Source organism: Erythrobacter sanguineus (assembly GCF_900143235.1).
GTDB classification, from domain to species: Bacteria; Pseudomonadota; Alphaproteobacteria; order Sphingomonadales; family Sphingomonadaceae; genus Erythrobacter; species Erythrobacter sanguineus.
In genome coordinates this window covers 185,560-209,572 of record NZ_FRDF01000001.1, presented here as the reverse complement: position 1 = coordinate 209,572, position 24,013 = coordinate 185,560, and the positions used below count along the sequence as shown (strand labels likewise).

General features: G+C 64.4%; 29 protein-coding genes. 15 read left to right on the top strand and 14 right to left on the bottom strand.

The window, feature by feature from the left end:
- Positions 1-10: 10 nt before the first annotated feature.
- The 10 genes from BUA05_RS00980 to coxB all read right to left on the bottom strand — a co-directional run bounded on the left by BUA05_RS00980 (position 11) and on the right by coxB (position 8,780).
- Positions 11-913: an RsmD family RNA methyltransferase gene (locus BUA05_RS00980; RefSeq protein WP_072672791.1), complete on the bottom strand. Its 903-nt coding sequence runs from the start codon at positions 911-913 to the stop codon at positions 11-13.
- On the bottom strand, positions 913-2,331 hold the full coding sequence (gene thrC / locus BUA05_RS00975; protein WP_072672790.1) for a threonine synthase: 1,419 nt from the start codon (positions 2,329-2,331) through the stop codon (positions 913-915). Before thrC ends, BUA05_RS00980 begins: the two co-directional genes overlap by 1 nt.
- 12 nt (positions 2,332-2,343) lie before the next feature.
- Complete coding sequence (locus BUA05_RS00970; protein WP_072672789.1) at positions 2,344-2,913, bottom strand: SURF1 family protein; 570 nt, start codon at positions 2,911-2,913, stop codon at positions 2,344-2,346.
- Positions 2,910-3,212, bottom strand: coding sequence for a DUF983 domain-containing protein (locus BUA05_RS00965; RefSeq protein ID WP_072672788.1), 303 nt, complete (start codon positions 3,210-3,212; stop codon positions 2,910-2,912). Before BUA05_RS00965 ends, BUA05_RS00970 begins: the two co-directional genes overlap by 4 nt.
- Positions 3,213-3,292: 80 nt before the next feature.
- Positions 3,293-4,165, bottom strand: coding sequence for a cytochrome c oxidase subunit 3 (locus tag BUA05_RS00960; protein ID WP_072672787.1), 873 nt, complete (start codon positions 4,163-4,165; stop codon positions 3,293-3,295).
- Positions 4,166-4,198: 33 nt separating this feature from the next.
- Positions 4,199-4,804, bottom strand: a complete 606-nt coding sequence (locus BUA05_RS00955) for a cytochrome c oxidase assembly protein (RefSeq protein WP_072672786.1) — start codon at positions 4,802-4,804, stop codon at positions 4,199-4,201.
- Positions 4,804-4,932, bottom strand: coding sequence for a hypothetical protein (locus BUA05_RS14995; RefSeq protein WP_281246996.1), 129 nt, complete (start codon positions 4,930-4,932; stop codon positions 4,804-4,806). Before BUA05_RS14995 ends, BUA05_RS00955 begins: the two co-directional genes overlap by 1 nt.
- Complete coding sequence (locus BUA05_RS00950) at positions 4,929-5,879, bottom strand: heme o synthase (protein ID WP_072672785.1); 951 nt, start codon at positions 5,877-5,879, stop codon at positions 4,929-4,931. Before BUA05_RS00950 ends, BUA05_RS14995 begins: the two co-directional genes overlap by 4 nt.
- 122 nt (positions 5,880-6,001) lie before the next feature.
- Complete coding sequence (gene ctaD, locus BUA05_RS00945) at positions 6,002-7,714, bottom strand: cytochrome c oxidase subunit I (RefSeq protein ID WP_072672784.1); 1,713 nt, start codon at positions 7,712-7,714, stop codon at positions 6,002-6,004.
- A gap of 37 nt (positions 7,715-7,751) precedes the next feature.
- Positions 7,752-8,780, bottom strand: coding sequence for a cytochrome c oxidase subunit II (gene coxB / locus BUA05_RS00940; protein ID WP_086616485.1), 1,029 nt, complete (start codon positions 8,778-8,780; stop codon positions 7,752-7,754).
- A gap of 248 nt (positions 8,781-9,028) precedes the next feature.
- On the opposite strand from coxB, the gene pyrE reads away from it, so the two are divergent.
- From pyrE to BUA05_RS00895, 9 genes are all read left to right on the top strand, one after another.
- Positions 9,029-9,610: an orotate phosphoribosyltransferase gene (pyrE, locus tag BUA05_RS00935; protein ID WP_072672783.1), complete on the top strand. Its 582-nt coding sequence runs from the start codon at positions 9,029-9,031 to the stop codon at positions 9,608-9,610.
- Positions 9,607-10,362: a pyridoxine 5'-phosphate synthase gene (locus tag BUA05_RS00930; RefSeq protein WP_072672782.1), complete on the top strand. Its 756-nt coding sequence runs from the start codon at positions 9,607-9,609 to the stop codon at positions 10,360-10,362. The genes pyrE and BUA05_RS00930 overlap by 4 nt, the downstream gene beginning before the upstream one ends.
- Position 10,363: 1 nt before the next feature.
- Positions 10,364-10,648, top strand: a complete 285-nt coding sequence (locus BUA05_RS00925) for a pyridoxal phosphate biosynthetic protein (protein ID WP_072672781.1) — start codon at positions 10,364-10,366, stop codon at positions 10,646-10,648.
- A gap of 124 nt (positions 10,649-10,772) precedes the next feature.
- Positions 10,773-11,174 (top strand): holo-ACP synthase, encoded by a 402-nt coding sequence (gene acpS, locus BUA05_RS00920; protein WP_072672780.1) that lies wholly within the window; start codon positions 10,773-10,775, stop codon positions 11,172-11,174.
- Between the two features lie 14 nt (positions 11,175-11,188).
- The gene (lepB, locus tag BUA05_RS00915) at positions 11,189-12,097 is read left to right on the top strand and encodes a signal peptidase I (protein WP_072672779.1); all 909 of its coding nucleotides are present in this window, start codon (positions 11,189-11,191) and stop codon (positions 12,095-12,097) included.
- An 18-nt stretch (positions 12,098-12,115) separates the two neighbouring features.
- On the top strand, positions 12,116-13,270 hold the full coding sequence (locus BUA05_RS00910; RefSeq protein ID WP_072672778.1) for a DUF3089 domain-containing protein: 1,155 nt from the start codon (positions 12,116-12,118) through the stop codon (positions 13,268-13,270).
- On the top strand, positions 13,246-13,737 hold the full coding sequence (gene ruvX / locus BUA05_RS00905; protein WP_072672777.1) for a Holliday junction resolvase RuvX: 492 nt from the start codon (positions 13,246-13,248) through the stop codon (positions 13,735-13,737). Before BUA05_RS00910 ends, ruvX begins: the two co-directional genes overlap by 25 nt.
- 78 nt (positions 13,738-13,815) lie before the next feature.
- Positions 13,816-14,298, top strand: coding sequence for a PaaI family thioesterase (locus tag BUA05_RS00900; protein WP_072672776.1), 483 nt, complete (start codon positions 13,816-13,818; stop codon positions 14,296-14,298).
- Positions 14,291-14,692: a PaaI family thioesterase gene (locus BUA05_RS00895; RefSeq protein ID WP_072672775.1), complete on the top strand. Its 402-nt coding sequence runs from the start codon at positions 14,291-14,293 to the stop codon at positions 14,690-14,692. Before BUA05_RS00900 ends, BUA05_RS00895 begins: the two co-directional genes overlap by 8 nt.
- A gap of 25 nt (positions 14,693-14,717) precedes the next feature.
- Here the strand turns inward: BUA05_RS00895 and BUA05_RS00890 are convergent, their stop codons facing one another.
- Together BUA05_RS00890 and cobS are read right to left on the bottom strand one after the other, a co-directional pair.
- Positions 14,718-16,904: a transglycosylase domain-containing protein gene (locus tag BUA05_RS00890; RefSeq protein WP_084662391.1), complete on the bottom strand. Its 2,187-nt coding sequence runs from the start codon at positions 16,902-16,904 to the stop codon at positions 14,718-14,720.
- 51 nt (positions 16,905-16,955) lie between these two features.
- Positions 16,956-17,945, bottom strand: coding sequence for a cobaltochelatase subunit CobS (gene cobS, locus BUA05_RS00885; RefSeq protein ID WP_072672774.1), 990 nt, complete (start codon positions 17,943-17,945; stop codon positions 16,956-16,958).
- Positions 17,946-18,062: 117 nt separating this feature from the next.
- Between cobS and BUA05_RS00880 the strand changes: the two genes are divergently transcribed.
- Complete coding sequence (locus BUA05_RS00880; protein WP_072672773.1) at positions 18,063-18,920, top strand: oxygenase MpaB family protein; 858 nt, start codon at positions 18,063-18,065, stop codon at positions 18,918-18,920.
- Between the two features lie 19 nt (positions 18,921-18,939).
- On the top strand, positions 18,940-19,566 hold the full coding sequence (locus BUA05_RS00875) for a glutathione S-transferase family protein (RefSeq protein ID WP_072672772.1): 627 nt from the start codon (positions 18,940-18,942) through the stop codon (positions 19,564-19,566).
- 9 nt (positions 19,567-19,575) lie between these two features.
- On the opposite strand, the gene BUA05_RS00870 is transcribed toward BUA05_RS00875, so the two are convergent.
- Positions 19,576-20,169, bottom strand: coding sequence for a J domain-containing protein (locus BUA05_RS00870; protein ID WP_072672771.1), 594 nt, complete (start codon positions 20,167-20,169; stop codon positions 19,576-19,578).
- A 79-nt stretch (positions 20,170-20,248) separates the two neighbouring features.
- On the opposite strand from BUA05_RS00870, the gene BUA05_RS00865 reads away from it, so the two are divergent.
- Genes BUA05_RS00865 through BUA05_RS00850 form a run of 4 tightly spaced genes read left to right on the top strand, consistent with a single transcriptional unit; the run spans position 20,249 to position 22,741 of the window.
- Positions 20,249-20,521, top strand: coding sequence for a BolA family protein (locus BUA05_RS00865; RefSeq protein ID WP_072672770.1), 273 nt, complete (start codon positions 20,249-20,251; stop codon positions 20,519-20,521).
- Positions 20,518-20,970, top strand: coding sequence for an NUDIX hydrolase (locus tag BUA05_RS00860; protein ID WP_072672769.1), 453 nt, complete (start codon positions 20,518-20,520; stop codon positions 20,968-20,970). Before BUA05_RS00865 ends, BUA05_RS00860 begins: the two co-directional genes overlap by 4 nt.
- 53 nt (positions 20,971-21,023) lie before the next feature.
- A complete protein-coding gene (locus BUA05_RS00855) occupies positions 21,024-21,848 on the top strand; it encodes an SDR family NAD(P)-dependent oxidoreductase (RefSeq protein ID WP_072672768.1) in 825 nt (274 codons plus the stop codon).
- Positions 21,845-22,741, top strand: coding sequence for an alpha/beta fold hydrolase (locus tag BUA05_RS00850; protein WP_072672767.1), 897 nt, complete (start codon positions 21,845-21,847; stop codon positions 22,739-22,741). Before BUA05_RS00855 ends, BUA05_RS00850 begins: the two co-directional genes overlap by 4 nt.
- 147 nt (positions 22,742-22,888) lie before the next feature.
- Here BUA05_RS00850 and BUA05_RS00845 read toward each other — a convergent pair whose 3' ends face one another.
- Positions 22,889-23,938, bottom strand: a complete 1,050-nt coding sequence (locus BUA05_RS00845; RefSeq protein ID WP_245790031.1) for a DUF2332 domain-containing protein — start codon at positions 23,936-23,938, stop codon at positions 22,889-22,891.
- Between the last annotated feature and the right edge of the window lie 75 nt (positions 23,939-24,013).

The window sequence follows — 24,013 nt, the reverse complement described above, 5'->3', positions numbered from 1 at the left end:
CCGGCGGCCCTTAGCGCGGATTCGACCAGCGCGCGAAAATCGCGGTGGGCAGCAGGCGTCCACCCTCGCCCTCCTCGCGCACGGCAAGGTCGCCATGCTCGATCTCGCCGGGCAGGTGCGCCAGCGCCTCTTGCAGCAGCCCGGCAATCGCAAGGCTGCTCATCCGCACGGCATAGACGGTGAGGAACAGGAACCGGCTGTCGCTATCGAGCAGTCTGGCGCAATCCGCGACAAGGCCGGGCAGATGTTCTTCCAGCCGCCACACCTCGCCATCCGGCCCGCGCCCGAACTTGGGCGGATCAAGGATGATCCCGTCATAGCGCCGCCCGCGCCGCACTTCGCGCGCGGTGAATTTGCCTGCGTCATCCACCAGCCAGCGGATCGGGCGGTCGGTCATGCCGGAGAGAGCCGCATTCTCGCGCGCCTGCGCAACGGATTTCTTTGACGCATCGACATGGGCGACCTTGCCATGGCGCGACAGCGCGAGGCTGCCGAGGCCGGTATAACCGAACAGGTTGAGCGTCTCAGCCTCGGTCATGTCGCCAAGCTGCCCTCGCATCCAGTCCCACACCGGGGCCATGTCGGGGAAGAATTGCAGGTGGCGGAAGGGTGTGGGGCGGGCGGTGAAGCGCACATCGTCCCACGCCAGTTCCCAACCCTCTCCGGGCAGGTTTTCGATGAAATGCCCCGAAAACTGCCAACGCCCGCCGCCATCTTCGTCCGATCCGGGAATGAATTCACCCGCCGCGGGCCAATCTGCGTGCCGGGGTTGCCACATCGCCTGCGGTTCGGGGCGGATGAAGGCGTGGGGGCCAAACGCCTCCCATTTGCGCCCCGCCCCGCTGTCGAGCAGGCGGTAGCTGTCCCACCCGGTGCATTCCATCACCAGCGGCTGCTGGATAAGGCTCGCCATTACGCTTTCGAGCCTGCTGCGTACTCCAGCACATAATCGCGGGCGGTGGCGTAATCGCCAGCCAGCTCGACATAGCTTTCCTCGCGCCCGAACAGGTCGCCGACCCGTGATGGCAGGGAAGGCCGCACGCCGATGGCGCGTTCAACCGCATCGGGGAACTTGGCCGGGTGCGCGGTGGCGAGGGTAACGATGGGCACGGCCGGATCAATCGCGCCCGCCGCTGCCAGCGCATGGGCCGCGCCCAGCCCGACCGCGGTGTGCGGATCGATGATCTGCTGGGCGCCCTGATAGGCCTGCTGCACTGCGCGGGCGGTTTCGATCTGATCGACCGGACAGCTTGAAAACAGCGCCGCTGCCCCTTGCGCCTGCGCGTTGGTGAGCTGCATCGCCTTGCTCGCTTCAAACCCGCGCATCTGCGCCGCCATCGCCGCCCCGTCGCGCCCGCCCAGATCGAACAGCAGGCGTTCGAAATTGGAGGAGACCTGAATGTCCATCGACGGCGTGATCGTGGGCGTCACCCCGGCTGCCGAATAATCGCCGCTCGACAGCGCACGGTGGAGGATATCGTTGACATTGGTGGCCACGATCAGGCGTTCGATCGGCAGGCCCATGCGGGCAGCGACGTAGCCTGCGAAGACATCGCCGAAATTGCCGGTCGGCACCGAATAGGCGACTGCGCGATCCGGCGCGCCCAGTTGCAGCGCGCTGGTGAAGTAATAGACCACCTGCGCCATCAGCCGCGCCCAGTTGATCGAATTGACCGCGCCAAGGTTCAGCGTGGTGGTAACATCGCCATCATTGAACATCCGCTTCACATGCGCCTGCGCGTCATCAAAGCTGCCATCGATCGCAAGGTTGTGGACATTGGGCGCGCGCACCGTCGTCATCTGGCGGCGCTGCACATCGCTCACCCGGCCTTTGGGGTGGAGCATGAAAATTTCGGAGCGCTTGCGCCCCGCCACCGCATGGATCGCGGCAGAGCCTGTATCACCGCTGGTCGCGCCGACGATTGTCAGGCGCTGATCGCGGCGTTCGAGGAAGGTTTCGAACAGGCGGCCAAGCAGCTGGAGCGCCACATCCTTGAACGCCAGCGTGGGGCCGTGGAACAGTTCCAGCAGCCAGTGCTGCTGATCGAGCTGCACCAAGGGCGCGACCGCCGCATGATGAAACTGCCCGGCATAGACATCCTGGCAGATCACCGTCAGCTCCGCCTCCGTCAGGCTATCGCCAATGAAGGGCCGCATCACGGTGACCGCAACCTGCCAATAGGGCAGACCGCGCATCGCCCGGATCTCGGCCTCGCTGAAGCGCGGCCATTCGGACGGCAGGTAGAGGCCGCCGTCGCTGGCGAGGCCTGCCAGCGTCACCCCTTCGAAATCGAGCGCCGGTGCGCTGCCGCGTGTTGAGACATATTGCATATGCGAAGCGGCCTAGCGTTGACGCCTGCGGATTGCCAGCACGTAGATGACCAGCGCGGTCAGCGCGAAGAAGAACCACTGCCCGGCATAGGCGAGGTGATTGTTGGGCAGGTCGCCGGGATCGGGCGGCGCGAGCGGCGCAAGGCCCGCTTGCGGTGTTTCAGCGATAAGGCGGACGGCATCGCCATAGGTCGCGATGCGACCTGTCACCGGCCCTCCTGCCCATTGTGGGGATTCGGGCGAGCGCGACCAACCAATCGTCACGTCCGCCACGCCGCCGCCAGCATGGCTGCATCTTGCAATATGCACCCATCCCGAACGCCCGTTGGCAGATTTGCCTGAAATCGGGTCAATGCCGCGCACCTGCTCGCAATCGACGCTCGTGCGGCGAAACAGGGCGCGATCATGATCGGCAGGCATAGGCCATGGAACCTCGGCGGTTTCCTGCAAAGCCGCCTGATAGCGCGCAATCAGCGCCTCTTTCTCGGCCTTGCGCCCCAATTGCCACACGCCCAGCGCGATCATCGTCGCCACCGCCGCCAGCACGATGATCGTCGGGATAATCGGCACACGGGCGGTCATTTCTGGCATTCCTCATATTGGTGATAGACCCACATGGTCTTGTAGAACCTGAGGGCGAAGATCACCGCGCCCACCGTCACCGGCCCCCAGAACAGCAACGAGGCCCAGATCGGCGGGCGCAGCCATTCATCCACGCCCAGCGCGGCGAGGATCAGCACCAGTGCCAGCAGCATCGTGATAACACCCACGAACCGCCCACCGCGTTCAAGGCTCAGGACATCAAGCCCGCAGGCGGCACATTCATGCGCCAGTGCGGCAGGCGCGGCGAACAGCGTTTTCGCCCCGCAGCGGGGGCACAAACCGGAAAGGGCAGCCCGGGGGAGAGAGACTCCCAAACCCGGCTGCCCCTTCTGTTCACTCGGACCGTGGTCCGAACTCATCAATGGAATTCAGCGCCCCAGCCGCCCCAGACATAGACAGCGACGAAGAGGAACAGCCACACCACATCGACAAAGTGCCAATACCACGCCGCCGCCTCGAAACCGAAGTGCTGGCGCGGGGTGAAGTGGCCAAGATAGGCCCGGTACAGGCACACGCCGAGGAAGATCGTGCCAACCGCCACGTGGAAGCCGTGAAAGCCGGTCGCCATGTAGAAGGCAGAAGAATAGGTGTTCCCGCCAAAGCCGAACGGCGCGACTGCATATTCATAGGCCTGGATGCAGCTGAACAAGATGCCCAGCGCGATCGTCGCCCACAAGCCCTGCTTCAGGCCCACGCGATCGCCATGGATCAGTGAATGATGCGCCCAGGTCACGGTGGTGCCCGAACACAGCAGGATCAGCGTGTTGAGCAGCGGCAGCGCAAACGGGTCGAGCACTTCCATCCCTTTGGGGATGAAGGCGGCAATCGCGCCCGCTTCACCAAACAGGCTGGTGGTCGAATCCGCCGCTGCATCATAGACCAGCGGGGTCGGGAACAGCGCGAAATCGAAGAAGCTCCAGAACCAGCCGACAAAGAACATCACTTCGGACGCGATGAACAGGATCATGCCGTAACGCATGTGCAGCTGCACCACCGGCGTGTGATCGCCGCGCTGGGCCTCGATCACGATGTTGCGGAACCACATGAAGAAGGTCGCGATCAGGCCCGCAAGGCCTGCCCACAGCACCGTTGCCCCGGCGATAGGGCCGAGGATGTCGGGATGCCAGCTCAACACCATGCCGCTGGTGAAGGTCAACGCCGAAATCGAGCCGACCAGCGGCCAGATATCGGGTTCAAGAATATGGTAATCGTGGTTTGCGGTGCCAGCCATGTGGTCGTTCCCGTCCCTGGGTTGCTTGGATGGTCAGTTGATGCCCGCCGGTGCGGCCATGTCCGGCCCCGACGTGCGGTGGAAAGTGTAGCTCAGCGTGATCTGCTCAACGCCCTTCATGTTATCATCTTCCAGCATCGCCGGATCGACATAATAGAGCACCGGCATGACGACCTCCTGCCCGGGGGCAAGCGTCTGTTCGGTGAAGCAGAAGCACTGGATCTTGTTGAAATACTTGCCCGCCTGTGCCGGCTCGACATTGAAGGTCGCCGTTCCGGTGATCGCACGCGAGCTTTCGTTGCGCGCGACATAGGTGGCGATATCGCGCTGGCCGATGGTGATGGTGTCGGTCGGCGCGCTCGGACGGAAGGTCCACGGCATGTCGCTTGCGGTCGAAGCGTCAAACCGGATCGAGATCTGCTGGCCCGACGCCAATGCCGCCGCACGCGCCGCATCGCCCTCGCTGGCGACCTGCGTTGTCCCGCCAAAACCGGTGACGCGGCAGAACATTTCGTAAAGCGGCACGGCGGCGTAACCCAGACCAAGCATGAAGACCGCGCCCGCAAACGCCATCAACCCGACGCGCAGATTGCGGCGGGCTATATCGGCATCGTGGATGACGGGCGGAGCCGTGGCCATCAGGCGTCCCCGATCCGCACGATGGTGATGGCATAGAACAAGATCACGAAGAACAGCAGCGCCCCGGCCACAACCCAGTTGCGGCTCTTGCGGCGGCGGCGATATTCGGTTTCCTCTTCAGGGGTCATGCAATCCACCCCTGATAGGCGGCGACCCGGTCTGCCACCAGCGCGGCGAACAGCGCGAACAGGTAGTAGATGCTGAACTTGAACAGCTTTTTCTCAGGCAGCATCTTGTCGTCATCAGTCCGTGACCTGCGTCCGACCGGCCAGGCCAGCAGCAGGAACAGCGCCGACAGGGTCGCCGCAGTCATGCCGTAGATCCAGCTTGTCCCGCCAATCACCCAGGGCGCAATCGCGATCGGGGCCAGCGCCACGGTGTACCACCAGATCTGGCGGCGGGTGACTTTCTCGCCCGCGACCACCGGCAGCATCGGGATGCCGACCTTGGCGTAATCGGATTGCACGAACAGCGCCAGCGCCCAGAAATGCGGCGGGGTCCAGAAGAAGATGATCGCGAACAGCAGCACCGGCATGGCGGTAATCTCGCCCGTCACCGCGACCCAGCCGATCAGCGGCGGGAACGCGCCGGCGCCGCCGCCGATGACAATGTTCTGCGGGGTGCGCGGCTTCAGCCACATGGTGTAGATCACGGCGTAGTAAATCACCGCCACCAGCAGCAACGCGGCCGCCAGCCAGTCGATGGCAACGCCCATCAGCACGATCGACACGCCCGACAGGAAAATACCGAAATCGCGCGCATCCTCGCGCCGCATCCGCCCGCCGGGCAGCGGGCGGTTCATGGTGCGCTTCATGCCGGCGTCCAGATCGGCTTCCCACCAGTGATTGAGCGCCGCCGAACCGCCTGCGCCCATCGAAATGGCGAGAATCGCGGTGAAGCCCAGCACCGGGTGGATGCTGCCCGGCGCAGCCAGCACGCCGCAAATCGCGGTGAAGATCACCAGCGTCATCACGCGCGGCTTGGTCAGCGTGAAAAAGTCACGCCATTCCGTCGGGAGCATCGCCGCGCTGGCGGCCGTGCCCGTCTGGCTGGTGGGAGAAGCGGCTGTTTCCATAATCTCGTTCGTTCTATCGGCGAAGAGCGCAGCCGATAAGCCGCGCCCCTCCCCTTTGCCTTGTTCCGGTCAGTGCGGCGCGCGGCCTATGCCAGCACCGCCTGCCCGCAATCACGCCCCGGTTACGCTGTTGCCGGGCGGTGATCGTGATAATCCATGCTGTCGGTAATCACCGGCAGGGTTTCGAACTGGTGGTAGGGCGGCGGGCTCGGCAGAGTCCATTCGAGCGTCGTCGCACCTTCGCCCCACGGATTGGCTGCGGCCTTCTTGCCCGCGAACAGTGCGTAAGCAATGTTGACGAAGAAGAAGATCATCGAACCGGCCATGATGTAATAGCCGTAAGTGCTGATCTCGTGCCAGAAGGTGTAGGCCTCCGGATAGTCGGGATAGCGGCGCGGCATCCCCTGCATCCCGAGGAAGTGCTGCGGGAAGAAGATCACGTTCACGCCGACGAAGAAGGTCCAGAAGTGGATGTGGCTGAGCAGTTCGGAATGCATCCGCCCGCTCATCTTCGGGAACCAGTAATAGAAGCCCGCGAACAGCGAGAACACCGCACCCATCGACAGCACGTAGTGGAAATGCGCCACCACATAATAGGTGTCGTGCAGGTTATCGTCGATCCCGCCATTGGCCAGCACCACGCCGGTCACGCCGCCGACGGTGAACAGGAAGATGAAGCCCAGTGCCCAGACCATCGGCGACTTGAATTCGAGGCTCCCGCCCCACATCGTCGCCACCCAGCTGAAGATCTTCACGCCGGTCGGCACCGCGATCACCATGGTCGCCGCGGTGAAATACATCTTCGTGTTCACATCAAGGCCCACGGTGTACATGTGGTGCGCCCAGACGATGAAGCCGACCACGCCGATCGCGACCATGGCATAGGCCATGCCGAGATAGCCGAACACCGGCTTGCGGCTGAAGGTCGCCACGATCTGGCTGATCATGCCGAAGCCCGGCAGGATCATGATGTAGACTTCGGGGTGACCGAAGAACCAGAACAGGTGCTGATACAGCACCGGATCGCCGCCGCCGGCCGGATCAAAGAAGGTCGTGCCGAAGTTGCGATCGGTCAGCAGCATGGTGATGGCGGCCGCCAGAACGGGCAGCGCCAGCAGCAGCAGGAAGGCGGTAACCAGCACCGACCACACGAACAGCGGCATCTTGTGCAGGGTCATGCCCGGCGCGCGCATGTTGAAGATGGTGGTGATGAAGTTGGTCGCCCCCAGGATCGAACCCGCGCCCGCAAGGTGCAGCGAGAAGATCGCGAAATCGACCGCCGGGCCCACCGAACCGCTGGTCGACAGCGGGGCATAGACCGTCCAGCCGGTGCCCGCGCCGGGGCCGGAACCGCCCGGAACGAACAGCGAGAAAAGCAGGCTGAAGAAGCCCGCCACCGTCAGCCAGAACGACACATTGTTCATCCGCGGGAAGGCCATGTCAGGCGCACCGATCATCAGTGGCACGAACCAGTTGCCGAACCCGCCGATCATCGCGGGCATCACCATGAAGAACACCATGATCAGACCGTGCGCCGTGATGAACACGTTCCACATGTGCAGCGCTGTGTTGAGATCATTGGCGCCGCCCATGAACTGCGCCCACCATTGCAGGTATTGAATACCCGGCTCGGCCAGTTCCAGCCGCATGATGCCCGAAATCGCACCCCCGATGATCCCCGCGATGATCGCGAAGATCAGGTACATCGTGCCGATGTCCTTGTGGTTGGTCGACATGAACCAACGGACGAAGAAGCCCGGCTTGTGGTCCGCGTGATCATGGGCGTCATGCGCGTGATCGTCGTGGATGTCGAAACCTTCAGCGGTGGTTGCCATCTTCAGATACTCTTTCGCGATTATTCGTTCATTATTCTCAGCGGGTGGTCAGCAGCGCGACCTGTTCGGCGGCTGGCGCTTCTTCTGCGGCAGGGGCAGCCGGAGCCGCCTCTTCGCCGGGCATCGTGCCGCCCTGCGCCTTGACCCACGCCGCAAACTGCTCGGGCGGGAGCGCCTCGACCGCGATCGGCATATAGGCATGGCGCGAACCGCACAATTCGGAGCACTGGCCGTAATAGACGCCCGGCTCCTTGATGGTGAGCAGCTTTTCATTCAGCCGCCCCGGCACCGCGTCCATCTTGAACCACAGCGACGGCACAGCGAAAGCGTGGATCACATCCGACGCAGTGGTCTGGATGCGCAGCGGCACGCCAGCGGGCACGACCATGCGGTTATCCACCGCCAGCTGGCCCGGTTCGCCGCGGCGCACGGCCTCATCCTCGGGCAGCATGTTGGACACGATCTCGATCTCGCCATGGTCGGGATAGGTGTACCCCCAATACCACTGATAACCGGTCGCCTTGATGGTGACGGCTTCGGCGGGCGGGGTTTCATACTGGCGGGCCAGCAGCGTGATCGAAGGCACCGCGATCACCACCAGGATGATCACCGGAACAATCGTCCACACCACTTCGATCATGGTGTTGTGCGTGGTGCGCGAGGCCTCCGGATTGGCACCCCGGTTGAAACGCACGATCACGTAAAGCAGCAGGCCGAGCACGAACAGGCTGATGATGGTGATGACCGGTAGCAGGATGTAATCATGCATGCCCAGCGCATAATTGCCATTATCGGTGTACTGATCCTGAAAAGTCAGCGACTTCATCATCGCATTCGGTTCATCCGAAAGCGGATCGGTCGGCATGCCCTTGCCCCTGGTCGGGGCCATCGGGGTATAGGCGCTGGCGGCGTCGGCCGCGCTTTCGACCACACCAGCATTAGGCGCGACAACCTGTTCGGCGCCCATCTGTTCGACAATGGGCGCGGCTGCATCCTGCGCAAGCACGCTGACCGGCGCGAACAGCGCGGCGACAGCAGCAAGCGCTGCAAGGGTAGCCAATTTCATACGGGTATGCATCTGACCCATCTCGATGTGTCCAAGTTGCTTCGAAATTTCGTTTTCGAACTCTGATCCCATACTGCCCACCAACGGATCGGAAGGGCAGCGTTCTGCTGACACCTCAGCCAGCTTCACCGATGCCCTTAGCCCCGCTTGCCGAGGGCCTCAAGCGCTTCTAGGGAGAAATTTATGCAAGCCTCCATGATTGCCGCGCAAGTCGCCGCGGCGCAGACGTTTTTTCCCGGAGTTCTCCCATGACCGAAGATGAAGTTCTGGCAGAGTTTCGTGGCTGCGGTGCCTTACTCGAAGGGCACTTCAAACTGTCTTCGGGCAAGCATAGCGGACACTACCTGCAATGCGCCCGCGTGCTGATGAACCCCGCGCGCGCTGCCCGACTTGCCGAAGCGGTTGTGGCGGGCATCCCCGCCGATCTGCGCGAAAGCGTGGACGTGGTGGTATCCCCCGCGATGGGCGGGATCATCATCGGCCACGAAGTCGGCCGTGCGCTGGGCAAGGACGCGATCTTCCTCGAACGGCCTGAAGGCATATTCCACCTGCGCCGCGGTTTTGCGCTCGAACCAGGGGCGAAGGTGTTGATGGTTGAGGATGTCGTGACCACCGGCCTCTCCAGCCGCGAAGCCATCGCCGCCGTCGCGCGCGAAGGGGCTGAGGTGATTGCCGAATGCGCCATCATCGACCGGTCTTGCGGGTCGGCCCAACTCGGCGTGCCGCTCTACCCGCTGCTCGCCATTGATTTTCCCACCTATGCACCCGATTCCATTCCCGCGGCGTTGGCACGCGTAGAAGTGACCAAGCCCGGAAGCCGGAAAGAATGACTCAGACCCTCCATCCCCGCCCCTTGCGCCTCGGCGTCAACATCGATCACGTGGCCACCCTCCGCAATGCGCGCGGCGGGGATCATCCCGATCCGGTGCGCGCGGCGGAGATTGTCGCGGCTGTGGGCGGCGACGGGATCACCGCGCACCTGCGCGAAGACCGCCGCCATATCCGCGACGAGGATCTGGCGCGCATCCAGCAGGCGACCAACCTGCCGCTCAACCTCGAAATGGCCGCGACCCGCGAGATGCTCGCCATCGCGCTGCGCCACAAGCCGCATGCCGCCTGCATCGTCCCGGAAAAGCGCGAGGAACGCACCACGGAGGGAGGATTGGATGCGGCGGGGCTCGACAACACACTCGCCCCGATTGTCGAGGAATTGCGCGGAGCCGGCATCCGCGTCTCGCTGTTCATCGAGGCGAACGAACGCCAGCTTGACGCTGCGCTACGGCTGGGCGCGCCGGTGGTCGAATTCCATACCGGCGAATATGCCCACGCCTTCCTCGATGGCGACCGCGACAAGGTGGAGCGCGAAGTGCGGCGCATTTCGGACATGGCCGCGCTCGCCGCCAAGAACGGGATCGAGCCGCATGCGGGCCACGGCCTCACCTTCGAGAACGTCCAGCCGATCGCCGCCATTCCGCAGATCGCGGAACTCAATATCGGCCACTACCTGATCGGCGAGGCGGTGTTTGTTGGGCTGGAGAACGCGATCCGCCGAATGCGCGATCTGATGGATGAAGTAAGGTAATATGGCAGGAGGCGACCTCCCCCCGTTGGCGCGTGAGCAGAAACTGTGGGCCGCCGTCGCCGCCGCGCTGTTCCTGATCGCCATCGGATTTCTCGGCTTTGCGCTCAGCACGCGGGTGATGGTGGTGTTCGCGGTCGGCTGGGTGGCCTTGCAGATCTTCGGCTTCGGCGGCGCATTGAAAGTCGCGAAGGGCGATTTCGCCCACCCGCTGTTCAAGGCGCAGGTTATGCTCCACGTGGTGGCGCTGGGGTTGCTGGCGGCGGTTATCATCAGGGCGTTTTCTTGATTACGCTCGCCCTCCGGCGAGCGATATCCTCGCTCACGCAGCCTGAAGGCCCCGTCGCTGCGGACGCCCGGTCGGGCTTGCGAGCGCTGCGCGCTCGTTCCAGCTTGCATATCGGAGGTTTGTCTTGATCATCGGCCTCGGCTCCGACCTCTGCAATATCGAGCGGATCGGCAATTCGCTGGCGCGCTTTGGCGAGCGGTTTGAAAACCGCGTCTTCACCGAGATAGAAATCGCCAAGGCCCGCCGCCGCCCCTTCACCATCGCCGGCACCTATGCCAAACGCTTCGCCGCCAAGGAGGCGTTTTCCAAGGCGGTCGGCACCGGGTTCAAACGCGGCGTGTTCATGAAGGATATCGGCGTGGTCAACACAAACTCGGGCGCGCCGACGCTGGCGCTGACGGGCGGTGCGGCTTTGCGGCTTGAAGAAATGATCCCGGCAGGCCATGAGGCGCGCATTCATCTTACCCTCACCGATGATCATCCATGGGCGCAAGCCTTCGTGATCATCGAAGCCATCCCCCTCTGACCGGCACCCCACACATGGCAACCACCGAAAGCCCAGAAGTGACCGACACCAGCGCCCCCGAACAGCCGCACAAGGTCGATTGGCTTGCCGAAATCCGGGGCCTTGCGCTGATGCTGCTGGCGGTGCTCGCCTTCCACAGCCTTGTCGCCAAGCCGTTCTACATCCCCTCAACATCCATGATGCCGAGCCTGTGGGTGGGTGACCGGCTGGTGGTGAGCAAATATCCCTATGGCTGGTCGTGGGCCTCGGCCAGCTTCCACCTGCTGCCGCGCGGCGACTGGCGCATTCTGCCCTCGACCCCGGAATATGGCGATATCGTCATCCCCGTCCACCCGACCCGCAACGAGGATTATATCAAGCGCGTGGTCGCCCTGCCCGGTGATATGATCGAGGTGCGGGCTGGGCAGATCATCCTCAACGGCACCCCGATCAAGCGCGAGGTGGTGCCGCCGGTGCGCCTGCCGTTCGAACCTTACCTGCTGTGCCGGAGCATGCCGTGCCTCGACGCTTTCGAGCAATATCGGGTCAAGGGCGCAGACGGGCGCGATTTCTTCGAGCCGCCGACATGGCGCGAAACTCTGCCCAATGGTGCGACCTATCTTGCCATCGATTACCGCGACCAGCGGCTTGATAATTACGGGCCCTATACCGTGCCTGCGGACAGCGTGTTCGTGATGGGCGACAACCGCGATGAAAGCGCCGACAGCCGCGCCGAGGCGATCGAAAGCGGACTGGGCGGCGCGGTGCCGCTGGCCAATATCGGCGGGCGGGCAGAATTCATCACCTTCAGCCTCGACGGGACAACCACCTGGAACCCGGCGTCGTGGTTTTCGAGCCTGCGTCCCGACCGGGCGTGGACCACGCTGCGCCCGCCGCTGGCTGAAGGCCCGGCCACTGCGTCTGTTGCGCCTGCCGCCGAATAATCAGAAACCCTTTCAGCCATGGCTCGCAAGTTTCTCTATTTCATCGCCTTCTGCATCACCTTGGTGATCGGTGGGCGGATCGCCTACGAGCTGTTTCAGGAAGATCTGGCGGCCATTGCGCTGGTGCCATCGGCGGAATTTTCGCCGGCCAAACCGCTGGAAGCCAATGCCTATGAAGACCCTGCCCTGTGGTATTCGCGCCCCGGTATCGGGGTGACAGACCCGGCCCGCTGGCAGCCGGCCTATGCCAGTGATCGCGGGCTTCTTCCCACCCCGGCCGAACCATCCGCGCCAAGCTTTGCGGTGTTCTTCGTCCACCCCACCAGCTATCTCAACCGCGCCAGCTGGAACGCCCCGCTCGACAATGGCGGCGATCCGGAGGCCGAGCGGATCGCCCGCGTCTATCTGCGCGGCATGGCCAGCCCGTTCAACGCCGCATCCGAAATCTGGGCGCCGCGTTACCGGCAAGCGACGATGGGCGCCTTCCTGACCGATGCCGAGGAAGGCCGCAAGGCGATCGACGCCGCCTATGCCGATGTGCGTCAGGCCTATCGTTATTTCCTGTCCAGTATCGATCCCGATACGCCGATCGTACTGGCGGGCCATTCACAAGGTGCGCTGCATCTGAAACGCCTGATTGCAGAGGACGTGCGCGGATCGCCCGTGGCTGACCGGCTGGCGGCGGCCTATGTGATCGGCTGGCCGGTTTCGCTCCGGCACGATTTGCCCGGTCTCGGCTTTCCGCCCTGCGCCGCCGCTGATCAGGCGGGCTGCATCCTGTCATGGTCAAGCTTTGCCGAGCCTGCCGATCCGGCAATGGTGCTCAAGGCCTATGGCACCACCCCTGCGCTCGATGGCGAGGCACCCGGCACCAGCCCGATGCTGTGCACCAATCCGCTGACCGGCAGCTATGGCGGCAGCGCGGCCGCAAGCGCCAATCTGGGCACGCTGGTGCCCGAAGACAGCATGGCAAAAGGTGCGCTGTTTCCCGGTCTCGTTCCGGCGCGCTGCGACAGCCGCGGCTTGCTGCTGATCGGCCCGCCGCCCGAGATGGGAAGCTACGTGCTGCCCGGGAACAATTACCACGTCTATGACCTGCCGCTGTTCTGGGCGAACACCAGGGCCGACGTGATCCGCAGGGTCGAGGCATGGACGCGGCAGGCCGCCAATTGATCTTCGAGGACGCACGGGCCTTTGCCGAGGCGCTGCCGACAGGCGGCGTGCTGCTGGGCCTTGATCTGGGCACCAGGACGCTGGGCACGGCGACCTGCGATGCGGGCTGGCGCTTTGCCACCAACGGATCGACCATCCAGCGCGGCAAGTGGGGCCGCGACCGCGAGACCCTTGCCGCCCTCATAAAATCGCGCAGCGTGCACGGGCTGGTGCTTGGCCTGCCGCGCAACATGGACGGTTCCGAAGGCCCGCGCGCGCAGGCCAGCCGCGCCTATGCCCGCAACATGGCCGAAGCCTTTGCCCTCCCCATCCTGCTGTGGGACGAACGCTGGTCAACCCAGGCCGCCGAAGCTGCAATGATCGGGCAGGACATGAGCCGCGCCAAACGAGCCGCTGCGATTGACGCCCATGCCGCGGCGATCATTCTGCAAGGCGCGATCGATCGGCTGGCGGGCGGCGTGCTGTAGGCGGGCCGGGCGATCTGCCGATAATCCTGACAATAAGGTGATTGCCACCCCCGCGCCCACACCCCTATGCACCCCCGCATGAACACGCCCCCTGCCCGGTTCGATGCGCGCGAAGCATCGAAATGGTTCTTCCGTCACGGCCATACCGGCTGGCTTGGCCTGCGATTCGCCGATCAGGGCGACAACTGGGTGGAACTGGAATTGCCCTGGCGCGAGGATCTGCTGGGCGATTCCAACCGACCGGTGCTCGCTTCCGGCCCGATCATCAGCCTGATGGACATGGCCAGCGGGATGGCGATCTGGCAGACGAGCGGCTCCTTCAATCCCGTGGCCACGCTTGATCTCAGGGTCGATTACCAGCGTCCGGCGCGCGACCGGGCGAGCGTGCGCGGACGGGTGGAATGCTATCGCCGCACGCGCTCTGCCGCCTTTGTGCGCGGGATTGCCCATGATGGCGATCACGATGATCCGGTCGCCCATGTGGCGGGCGTGTTCATGACCATCGGCGCCGATCTGAGGGCCGAAAACCCGGCCTTCAATCGGAACAACGGCAATGACTGACCCGGCAAGCCCGCATGAATTGACCGCCTATGCCCTCTCGTTGGGGATTGCGGTCTGCGGCGAGGACAATGGCATGCCGCTGCTGACGGTGGAGTTCGGCCCGACGGTCGAAGGCCGCCCGGGGCATTTCCACGGCGGCGCCACTGCTGGCCTGCTGGAAACGGCGGGCTATGCCGCCTTGCGCACCGCGCTGCTGGCGGCGGGGCGCGATCCGCAATTGAAGCCGATCAACATCACCGTGCAATATCTCGCCGCGGGCAAATCCAGACCGACTTTCGCGCTGGGACGGATTACCCGCCTTGGGCGGCGCAACGCCAATATCGCGGTCGAAGCGTGGCAGGATGACCGCGAGCGGCCCATCGCCACCGCGGTGATGAATATATTGATGGTCTAAGGATCAAACCACCCGCGACAAAACGCTAGGGCGGCGTCGCGCTTGGCGATGGCGCGGGCTGCACCACCAGCCCTTCCTCGCCAAGCCTGACTTCGACCGGAACGCCTTCCTGCGACAGCGTGACCCCGCCGCCGTCGATCCTCAGCCTTGCGCCGTTCTCGCCGACCGGGATTTCGGCCCCTTGCGCGATATCAAGCGGCTGCACCGGGCCTTGCGGATCGGGTGATGCGGTGACCTTGGGCCGGGGCGCAGCTTCAAGCTTGAGCGCACCGGCCATGAAATCCCGCCAGATCCGCGCAGGCGTGCTGCCGCCGGTCACGCGCTGCATCGGCGCATTGTCATCATTGCCGATCCACACGCCCACCACCAGATCTCCGGCATAGCCCACGAACAGCGCGTCGCGGTAATCCTGCGTGGTGCCGGTCTTGCCGTAATTGGCAATCGGCAGGACCGCACCGCGCCCCGTCCCGCGGTTGATTGCGGCGCGCAGCATGGTCTCGATATCCTCATGCTCACCGCGCGAAAAACTGTCCTTGCGGGTGGTGAGCCATTCCCACCATCCCTGCTCGCCGCGCGCAAAGGCGTGGGGTTCGACCGGGAACTGGTTGGCGGCAATCCCGGCATAGGCGGCGGTCAGTTCGATCAGCGTCATCGCCGAGGTGCCGAGCGCGAGACTGGGATCGCCTTCCGCCATTTCGGCGGTGATGCCGAGCGCGCGCGCCTTGGCAATCACCTTGTCGCTGCCCACCGCCTGAAACAGGCGCACGGCGGCGACATTGCTTGAGCTCGCAAAGGCATCCTCCAGCGTGATCTGGTCGGAATAGCGCCCGGCGGCGTTTTTCGGGCGGTAACTGCCTTGCGTGATTTCGGTGTTGGGAATGGTGTCATCCGGCTCCCACCCGGCTTCCAGCGCGGCGAGGTAGACGAAGGTCTTGAAGGTCGATCCAGGCTGGCGGCGTGCCTGCGTCGCCCGGTTGAACGAGGATGTCGCATAATCCCTGCCCCCCACCATCGCCACCACTTCGCCATTGCGGCGCATCGCGACAAGCGCAACCTGTGCACCCCTGAGCGGCGCACGCGCGACCACCCGGCTGGCGAGCGCCTGAAGCCGCGAATCGAGCGTCGTGGTCAGGACGGCACGCGAATAGCTCGCATCCATCCCCTCACGCGCCAACGGCAGCGCCCAGTCGGCGAAATAGGTGCCGGTCGGCAGATTGTCGTCACGCCGGCGCACGTCGAGACGCGGATCAGGCAAAGCGCGCGCGGCGGCTTCGGTGAGATAGCCCTCCTCCACCATCGCGCCGATCACGAGGTCCATGCGCTTCTTCGCCCGGTCATAATGCCGGGTCGGCGCATAGCGCGAGGGCGCCTGCAACAATCCGGCCAGCATCGCCGCCTGTTCGGGCTTCAGGTTTTCCGGCTGGCGGTAGAAATAATGCAAGGACGCGGCGCGCAGCCCATATTGGTTATCGCCGAAATAAGCGTTCGACAGATAGCGTTCGAGGATCTCATCCTTGGTCAGCCACGCCTCCAGCCAGAAGGCAATCAGCGCCTCGCGCGCCTTGCGCGACAGGCTTTGTTCGGGGGTAAGGAAGGTGAACTTGGCGAGTTGCTGGGTGATCGTCGATCCGCCGCCATATCCGGTCCACACCGCGCGGGCGATGCCGCGCGGATCGATCCCCCAATGGGTGTAGAACCGCCGATCCTCGATCGCGATGAAGGCTTGGCTGACGTGCGGCGGCAGGTCGGCAAGCTTGACCGGCGCCTCGACCACCGCGCCTTGCCGGGCAATCGGCGTGCCATCACGGCTGAGCAGCGTGACCTGCGGCGGGGCAATGGGTTCGAGGCTTTTGGAAAGCGGCGCGGTGACGGTGAGCCAGCCGATCAGCACCACGAATAAGGCGAGGCCCGCGATGATGCCGCGCCCCGCCCACCACAGCTTGCTGCGATCACGCCAGTAACCCTGCTGCCACCAGCGCAGGCGGCGGCGTTCCTCGACTTCGAGCGCTTCGTCGATGCCAGCGAGTTTGGCATCCCATGCGTCAAAATCGGGCGTGGCCGACGCGCGCGGGCGCGGCGCGTCGTCCTCATCATCGGGATCGATGGGGCGCATTGATTCATAAAGCGGATAGTATCCGGCAGGCGCATCGCCCCCGTCATCGCTATCGGCGCTGCCCTTTGAGCCTTTCCAGAATCGGTCGAACAGCGCCATGGCAGGGGCTGTGTTATCAGCCTATGACACCAGGGAGCAAGCGGCTTCCCGTCAGCGCTTTGTCGTCGCGCCTTCGGGCAGGTCCTCACCGAACACGCGCTGGTAATATTCGGCCACCAGCGTCCGCTCTGCCTCGTCACATTTGTTGAGGAACGAAAGCCGGAAGGAAAAGCCAACCGATCCGAAGATCGCGGTGTTCTGCGCCCAGGTGATGACGGTGCGCGGGCTCATCACGGTGGAAATATCACCATTGATGAAGCCCTGCCGGGTCAATTCGGCCACCTTGACCATGTCGGCGATCAGCTTGTCATCGGCGTCAGGCGTCTTGGACTTGACGATCTGCTGCTCCACCTCGGGCTTGAGGTAGTTCAGCGCCACGACAATGTTCCAGCGGTCCATCTGCGCCTGATTGATCGCCTGCGTGCCGTGATAGAGGCCCGAGGTATCGCCAAGGCCCACGGTGTTGGTGGTGGCGAACAGCCGGAACCACGGGTTGGGCGTGATCACGCGGTTCTGATCGAGCAGGGTCAACCGGCCATCAAATTCCAGAATGCGCTGGATCACGAACATCACGTCCGGGCGGCCAGCGTCATATTCGTCAAAGGTCAGCGCGACCGGGTGCTGCAGCGCCCAGGGCAGGATGCCTTCCTTGAACTCGGTGACCTGCAAGCCGTCCTTGAGCACGATCGCATCGCGCCCGACCAGATCGATGCGGCTGATATGCGCATCAAGGTTCACCCGGATGCTCGGCCAGTTAAGGCGCGCGGCGACCTGTTCGATATGGGTGGATTTGCCGGTGCCGTGATAGCCCTGCACCATCACCCGGCGGTTGTGCGCAAAGCCCGCGAGGATCGCCAGCGTCGTGTCCGGATCGAAGACATAGGCCGGGTCGATTTCCGGCACATGTTCGTCCTTGTGGGTAAAGGCCGGCACCTGCCAATCGACATCGATGCCGAACATATCACGCACATCGACAGTCGTGTCGGGCTGGGTGGGCATGGCGTTTTCGCCGGCGACATTGGTTCGAGAGGATGAAGTCATTGCCCGGCCCGGTTAGAACGCATGGGCGCAGCCTGCAAGCGGTGGTTTGGCCCGAAAGGCTGGCATTTTTGGCGAGTTCGTTTCCTTGTGCGCTGATCCGCGCCTATATTGCCGGGCATGGCCGACCCCGTCGAATCGCTGCGTCTGAAGCTGGTGGGCCAGGTGCGAGGGGTGTTTCACGATGCCGCGCAGGGTCAGCAGCCCACCACGCCCTCTGATGATGCGCTGTTTGCGCGCGACACGCCGATCCGGCTGGTCCACGCCGATATCGTCGGAATGATGACCGGCGGAATCCGCGCGCTACTGCTCCAGATGCTCCACCCCCACGCGCTGCAAGGCGTGCTCGACCATTCCAATTTCCGCGAGGACATGCACGGGCGGCTGCGGCGCACCGCGCGCTTTATCGCGGTCACCAGCTTTGGCCACCGCGACGAGGCGTTGAACGCGATTGCCCGCGTGAATCGCATCCATGCGCGGGTCGGCGGAACGCTGCCCGATGGCACCGCCTATACCGCCACCAATCCGCGCACGCTGGCCTGGGTGCACGTGACCGAGGCGCAAAGCTTCCTTGCGGGTTATCTGCGCCATGTCCGGCCCAATATGCCGGGAGCCGAGCAGGACGAATATTACCGCCAGTTCGCCGTCATCGCTCGCGCATTGGGGGCCGATCCGGTGCCCGAAACCCGCGCCGAGGCGGAGCGGATCTTCCGCGAACTGCGCCATGATCTTGCCACTTCGCCCGCCGCGCGCGAAGTCGCGCAGCTGGTGCTGAGCCAGCGCCCGCAAGGCACCCCGCGCGGCGTGCAGACCATGATCACCGCCGATGCCGTGGCGATGCTGCCCGACTGGGCGCGCACCATGCTGCGGTTGCAGCGCCCGATGCTGACCGCGCTGCCCGCGCGCGCCGCCACATGGGGCATGGGCCGCACCTTGCGCTGGGCGTTCCGGCAAAGCCCGACCCAGCCCCGCCCGTAAACGTCCGAGGAAAAGACCAATGGCCGCATTCACCTTCTACACCGTCGCCATGAGCCGCGGACAGATTGCGCGCTGGGCGCTGCACGAGGCTGGCGCGGATTACGACCATGTCATGATGGAATGGGACAGCCGGCCCGAAAGCTTCACGGCGATCAACCCGATGAACAAGGTGCCCGCGCTGGTGCATCACCATCAGGGTCACGATCACGTCATCACTGAATGTGCGGCGATCAACCACTACCTTGCCGAAACTCACCCTGCCGCAGGCCTGCTGCCCGATGCCCACGAAAAGGCCGCCTATTTCCGCTGGCTGTTCTTTGCCGCCGGGCCGCTGGAGCAGGCGATCATGGCAAAGATGATGGGCTGGCAGCTGGCCGAGGGCAAGGACAGCACGGCAGGCTTCGGCACGCTCGAACGCACATTGGATGCGCTGGATGGCTGGCTTTCGGCCCATGATTTTGCCGCGGGCCCGCGCTTCACCATGGCCGATACCTATATCGGCAGCCAGTTCGTGTGGGGCCTGCGCTTCGGTTCGATCCCTGAACGGCCCGCGTTCAAGGCCTATGTCGAGCGGATCACCCAGCGGCCCGCCTATGCCCAAGCAAACGCCGTCGATGCGGCAATTATCAAGGCGGCGCAGGCTTAGGCCCCGCGCTCACGCCAGCGCGGCGCTTTTCCTGAGCAATTGATAGGCTTCGACCACCGCGTTCAGGCGCGCTTCGTGCCTCCGGTCACCGCCATTGCGATCAGGGTGGTAGCGCCGCACCAGTTCGGAATAACGCCGCCTGAGCCGCGTCTTGTCGGTGTCGGACCCCAGGCCCATCGTCTCCAGCGCCTGCGCTTCCTCGCGCGAAAAGCGCCCGCTTGCCGCCATGCGCGCTTCGCGTTCGGCGCGGCTGCGAATGCCGTTGGCGCGGGCAGAAATGGCATCGAGCGGATCGGCATAATCGGCCCAGCGCGGCATCCCGTCCACATGGGTTTCCGGGCGGAAGGCGCGGCTTGTCGTCCGCCATCCGGCAATCGGCGATTGCGCATCGAGAATTTCCTCGGCGCTCATGCCTTCGAACCAGTCATACCCGGCGTTGAATTCACGCACATGCTGCAGGCAGAACCAGCGCCAGTCGCCCGGCCCGTCAAACCCGCCCGGACGCGGGCCGGGCGCGCGGAATTCGCCCGCCTCGCGGCAGCCCGGCGCATCGCATTCGCGCCCGGGGCACTCGACGCGGCCATGAAATCGTGGTGAAGGCATAGGTCTTGAGAATGGCGACAAGCCTCCCAAGTTCCAAGCCTCAATTGCCCTCACCCCGTTGCAAAGAAGGAAAGTCCCGATGAGCGGAACCGTCACCGACGAAATGCATGATCTTCTGACCGGGGCCTTTGCGCCCACCCGGCTGGCGATCATCAATGACAGCGCCAAGCACCATGGCCACATGGGCGACGATGGATCGGGCGAATCGCACTTTACCATCGAGATCGAGGCCGCAGCTTTTGCCAGCATGAACCGCCTTGCCCGGCAGCGCGCGGTGATTGCGGCGCTGGGTGATATTGTCGGCCAGCGGGTGCACGCGGTGGCGATCAAGGCGGGCGTGCCAGCCGAATGAACCGCAAGCCTGCGCTGCGCCTGCGCCGCGCGGCGCGGCTGATCGTGCTCGATCCGCAAGGCCGCGCCTTGATGTTCCGCTATGATGTGACAGGGCGCCCTCCGTTCTGGGTGACGACCGGCGGCGAGTGCGATCCGGACGAAAGTTTTGAAGATGCAGCGCGGCGCGAATTGCTGGAGGAAACCGGGATTATCGCCGATCCGGGGCCGCAGATCGCGCAGATGACGCCCGAATTCATCACCGTCGAAGGCGAGCCGGTGCAGGCGGATGAACGCTTTTACCTCGTTCAGGTATCCGAAGCGGCAATCGACACCAGCGGCCATACCGCGCTGGAACAGGCATTGATGACGCAGCACCGCTGGTTCACGCTCGATGAACTCGCCGACTGGCCCGAAGCGGTGTTTCCGGCCGATCTGGCCGCCATGATCCGGTCTCGAACAGCAACCTGATTGCCCTTGGCGGATGCGCTCGCTAGTCCTCTCGCAAAAGGGGAGAGAGAGCGATGGATTACTCCGCCAATTTTGCGGGCAAGGTGGCATGGATCACCGGGGCATCATCAGGCATCGGCGCAGCGCTGGCACGCGAACTGGCGGCGCGCGGTGCGCTTGTGGTGCTGTCAGGGCGTGACGAGGCGCGGCTGGCCAAGGTCGCAGGCGACTGCGGCGAAGCGCTGATCCTGCCCTTCGATGTGCGCGATGAAGCCGCGCTGGCTGAGGCGACCGCCAAGGCCATCGGGTGGAAGGGCGGCGTTGACATCGCCTTCGCCAATGCCGGGATTTCGCAGCGCAGCCGCGCGCTCAACACCGCGATGCAGGTCTATCGCGACATCATCGACATTGATCTCACCGCTCAGATCGCCTTTTCCCAAGGGCTGATCGGTCACATGGCGGAGCGCGGTTCCGGCGCGCTCGGGTTCATTTCCTCTGTCGCAGGCAAGGTCGGCGTGCCGATGCGCACGGCCTATTCCGCCGCGAAATTCGGGCTGGCGGGCTATGCCGACGCGTTGCGCGGCGAATTGTCGCAGACCGGGGTGAGCGTTCACACGATCTACCCCGGATCGGTCGCCACCGGCGTTGCGCGCAATGCGCTGACGGCCGACGGCACAAAGCGCGGGCGCAGCGACAAGGCGATCGAGGAAGGCATCCCCGCCGATGTAGCAGCGCGCGAAATGCTTGATGCCATCGCTGCCGGCACCCGCGAAATCATCGTTGCGCAAGGCGGCGAAAAGGCGATGGGGGAACTGCGCCGCACCCCCGATGCGCTGTTCGATCAGGTGGCGAACATGGTCGCCAAAGGCTACATGGAAAAGCTGGAGGCGGCCGAATGACCGGGTTTGAACTGAAGCGCGTGGCGCTGCCAAACGGTATCCACCTCAACGTGGTGGACGAAGGCCCGGTGGATGCGCCGGTGCTGATCTTCCTCCACGGCTTTCCCGAAAGCCACCGCACATGGCGCCACCAGATCGCGCATTTCAAGGATCGTTACCGCTGCATCGCGCCCGACCAGCGCGGCTATCGCGGATCGTCCAAGCCGCAGGATGTGGCCGCCTACACGCCGGACCAGCTGATCGGCGACATCTTCCTGCTGGCCGATGCACTGGGGATCGGCAGCTTCACCATTGTCGGCCATGACTGGGGCGGCGCGATTGCCTGGGGCGTGGCATTGGCCGGGCAGCACGCGCGGGTGAACCGCGCGATCATCGCCAACGCGCCGCATCCCGCGATCTTCCAGCGCCTGCTCTACACCCACCCCGGCCAGCGCGAGGCGAGCCAGTATATCCGCGGTTTCCGCGACCCCGCCAATGATGCGCTGGTCAAGGAACACGGCCTCACCGGCCTCTTGCTGAAGGAGGTGAAGTGGGACCGCCCATCCGCAATGGAACCGGAAGAACGTGACCAATTGCTGCGCGACTGGCAGAACCGCGATGCCGCCTTCGGGATGCTCAATTACTACCGCGCCAGCCCGATCGACGTGCCGACGATGGATGCGCCGTTCGAAGTCCCCGCAGACTATACCCCGCCCGCCCTGCCGAAGCTGACCATCCCGACGCTGGTGATCTGGGCCTTGGACGATCTCGCCCTGCCGCCCGAAAACCTCGAAGGGCTGGAGGATATTGTCGATCCGCTCACCATCGTGCGCGTGCCGGATTGCGGGCATTTCGTGCCGTGGGAAGCGCCGGACGCGGTCAACGCGGCGATGGAGGCGTTTCTGGCGGACTAGATGGGTTCGCGCCAAGCCGCCAAGCGCCGCCAAGAGGGCGATCCTGTGCCGCAGGCCTTGGTCTTTGTGGCGCAGGGATCACCGAGATGCGCGGCTTTGCCGCAAGTGCTTCATTTTGGCGGCCCTTGGCGGCTTGGCGCGAAAAAACTAGAGCCACTCCACATCCGCCCCATGCGGGTGCGACCAGGCGAGTTGCACCTCCTCGCCGCTCCCCGGCCAGTATCGCACGGTCAGCTTGTGCCGATGGATGGTGCGATCAGCCTCGACCATCACCCATGCCAGCGGCGCATCGGGTGACGCCTTCGCGCCTGCCGCTTCCATCGCGGCGGTGACGCGGGCTTGCTGGTCGGCGGGGACATATTGCCAGACAATCGAATGCATAAGGATGCGGGTGGTGCCGGGTGCTTGCGACCGTGCCAGTTCGGCCTCGACGAAATCGGCAGCGCTCGCCTGCACCAGATCGGGCTTGCGCTCGCTTGCGGCGCGGATTGCGGCGTCCATCCGTTCGAAGCGCACTGTGTGTTCGGGCCAGATATAGGCCTTCAATCGGAGCGCCTGCGCGGGATCGGTCAGGTCGACCGGGGCGATATCGCAACCTTTGGTCGAAAGGATGGCAATGTCGTGCCCGGGCGGCGGCGTGCCCTGCCATGCAGGCGCGAAATGCATCACCGCGTCGGCTGGCCCCACCCTCACCCCGCCCAGATCATAGGCATAGCGATCCAGCATCAGATTGATCCCAGCGCTCGATCCGATTTCAAGGCAGTCGAACCGCGCGGGCACACCTTGATCCGCCAGCCACAGCATTGCGGCAATGAAATTGGCCGAGCGACCCGCCTCGTTGGTCTGCGGTGGGCCATCGAGCCAAGGTAGCAATGCCGCCTCATGCACCGCCATGACCTCGGCGATGATCGCTTCATCCTGAGCGGACTCATCGTGATAGATCGGCGCGAGCGCGGGCGCGGTGCCCGACAGGTGCAGCGCGTGCAGCCCACCCGCCACGCGCAAGGGCAGCGCATCGGCCAGCGGCGCGCCCGGCCAGTCGCGGACGCGCGCCAGCAGCTTGCCTTGCGCCCCGGACCCCAGCACCGCCGCAATCCCCGCCACCACCCGCGCTGTGATGTGCGCGCCTGCATGGGCACAATAGGCGACCTGATTGGCAAAGGCCGTCGCCACCGCGCCCGCGCCGGTCTTATTCATGTCGACCAATTCATACGCCGGACGATCACCCGTCATGCCCATTCCCATTGCCCTTTTCCTGCACCGCCCTTAAGT

Coding starts and splice junctions, on each gene's coding strand:
- BUA05_RS00980 (WP_072672791.1), bottom strand. CDS start 913: ATGGCGAGCCTTATCCAGCAGCCGCTGGTGATGGAATGCACCGGGTGG.
- thrC (WP_072672790.1), bottom strand. CDS start 2,331: ATGCAATATGTCTCAACACGCGGCAGCGCACCGGCGCTCGATTTCGAA.
- BUA05_RS00970 (WP_072672789.1), bottom strand. CDS start 2,913: ATGACCGCCCGTGTGCCGATTATCCCGACGATCATCGTGCTGGCGGCG.
- BUA05_RS00960 (WP_072672787.1), bottom strand. CDS start 4,165: ATGGCTGGCACCGCAAACCACGATTACCATATTCTTGAACCCGATATC.
- BUA05_RS00955 (WP_072672786.1), bottom strand. CDS start 4,804: ATGGCCACGGCTCCGCCCGTCATCCACGATGCCGATATAGCCCGCCGC.
- BUA05_RS14995 (WP_281246996.1), bottom strand. CDS start 4,932: ATGACCCCTGAAGAGGAAACCGAATATCGCCGCCGCCGCAAGAGCCGC.
- BUA05_RS00950 (WP_072672785.1), bottom strand. CDS start 5,879: ATGGAAACAGCCGCTTCTCCCACCAGCCAGACGGGCACGGCCGCCAGC.
- ctaD (WP_072672784.1), bottom strand. CDS start 7,714: ATGGCAACCACCGCTGAAGGTTTCGACATCCACGACGATCACGCGCAT.
- coxB (WP_086616485.1), bottom strand. CDS start 8,780: ATGAAATTGGCTACCCTTGCAGCGCTTGCTGCTGTCGCCGCGCTGTTC.
- pyrE (WP_072672783.1), top strand. CDS start 9,029: ATGACCGAAGATGAAGTTCTGGCAGAGTTTCGTGGCTGCGGTGCCTTA.
- BUA05_RS00930 (WP_072672782.1), top strand. CDS start 9,607: ATGACTCAGACCCTCCATCCCCGCCCCTTGCGCCTCGGCGTCAACATC.
- BUA05_RS00925 (WP_072672781.1), top strand. CDS start 10,364: ATGGCAGGAGGCGACCTCCCCCCGTTGGCGCGTGAGCAGAAACTGTGG.
- lepB (WP_072672779.1), top strand. CDS start 11,189: ATGGCAACCACCGAAAGCCCAGAAGTGACCGACACCAGCGCCCCCGAA.
- BUA05_RS00910 (WP_072672778.1), top strand. CDS start 12,116: ATGGCTCGCAAGTTTCTCTATTTCATCGCCTTCTGCATCACCTTGGTG.
- ruvX (WP_072672777.1), top strand. CDS start 13,246: ATGGACGCGGCAGGCCGCCAATTGATCTTCGAGGACGCACGGGCCTTT.
- BUA05_RS00900 (WP_072672776.1), top strand. CDS start 13,816: ATGAACACGCCCCCTGCCCGGTTCGATGCGCGCGAAGCATCGAAATGG.
- BUA05_RS00895 (WP_072672775.1), top strand. CDS start 14,291: ATGACTGACCCGGCAAGCCCGCATGAATTGACCGCCTATGCCCTCTCG.
- BUA05_RS00890 (WP_084662391.1), bottom strand. CDS start 16,904: ATGGCGCTGTTCGACCGATTCTGGAAAGGCTCAAAGGGCAGCGCCGAT.
- cobS (WP_072672774.1), bottom strand. CDS start 17,945: ATGACTTCATCCTCTCGAACCAATGTCGCCGGCGAAAACGCCATGCCC.
- BUA05_RS00880 (WP_072672773.1), top strand. CDS start 18,063: ATGGCCGACCCCGTCGAATCGCTGCGTCTGAAGCTGGTGGGCCAGGTG.
- BUA05_RS00875 (WP_072672772.1), top strand. CDS start 18,940: ATGGCCGCATTCACCTTCTACACCGTCGCCATGAGCCGCGGACAGATT.
- BUA05_RS00870 (WP_072672771.1), bottom strand. CDS start 20,169: ATGCCTTCACCACGATTTCATGGCCGCGTCGAGTGCCCCGGGCGCGAA.
- BUA05_RS00865 (WP_072672770.1), top strand. CDS start 20,249: ATGAGCGGAACCGTCACCGACGAAATGCATGATCTTCTGACCGGGGCC.
- BUA05_RS00860 (WP_072672769.1), top strand. CDS start 20,518: ATGAACCGCAAGCCTGCGCTGCGCCTGCGCCGCGCGGCGCGGCTGATC.
- BUA05_RS00855 (WP_072672768.1), top strand. CDS start 21,024: ATGGATTACTCCGCCAATTTTGCGGGCAAGGTGGCATGGATCACCGGG.
- BUA05_RS00850 (WP_072672767.1), top strand. CDS start 21,845: ATGACCGGGTTTGAACTGAAGCGCGTGGCGCTGCCAAACGGTATCCAC.
- BUA05_RS00845 (WP_245790031.1), bottom strand. CDS start 23,938: ATGAATAAGACCGGCGCGGGCGCGGTGGCGACGGCCTTTGCCAATCAG.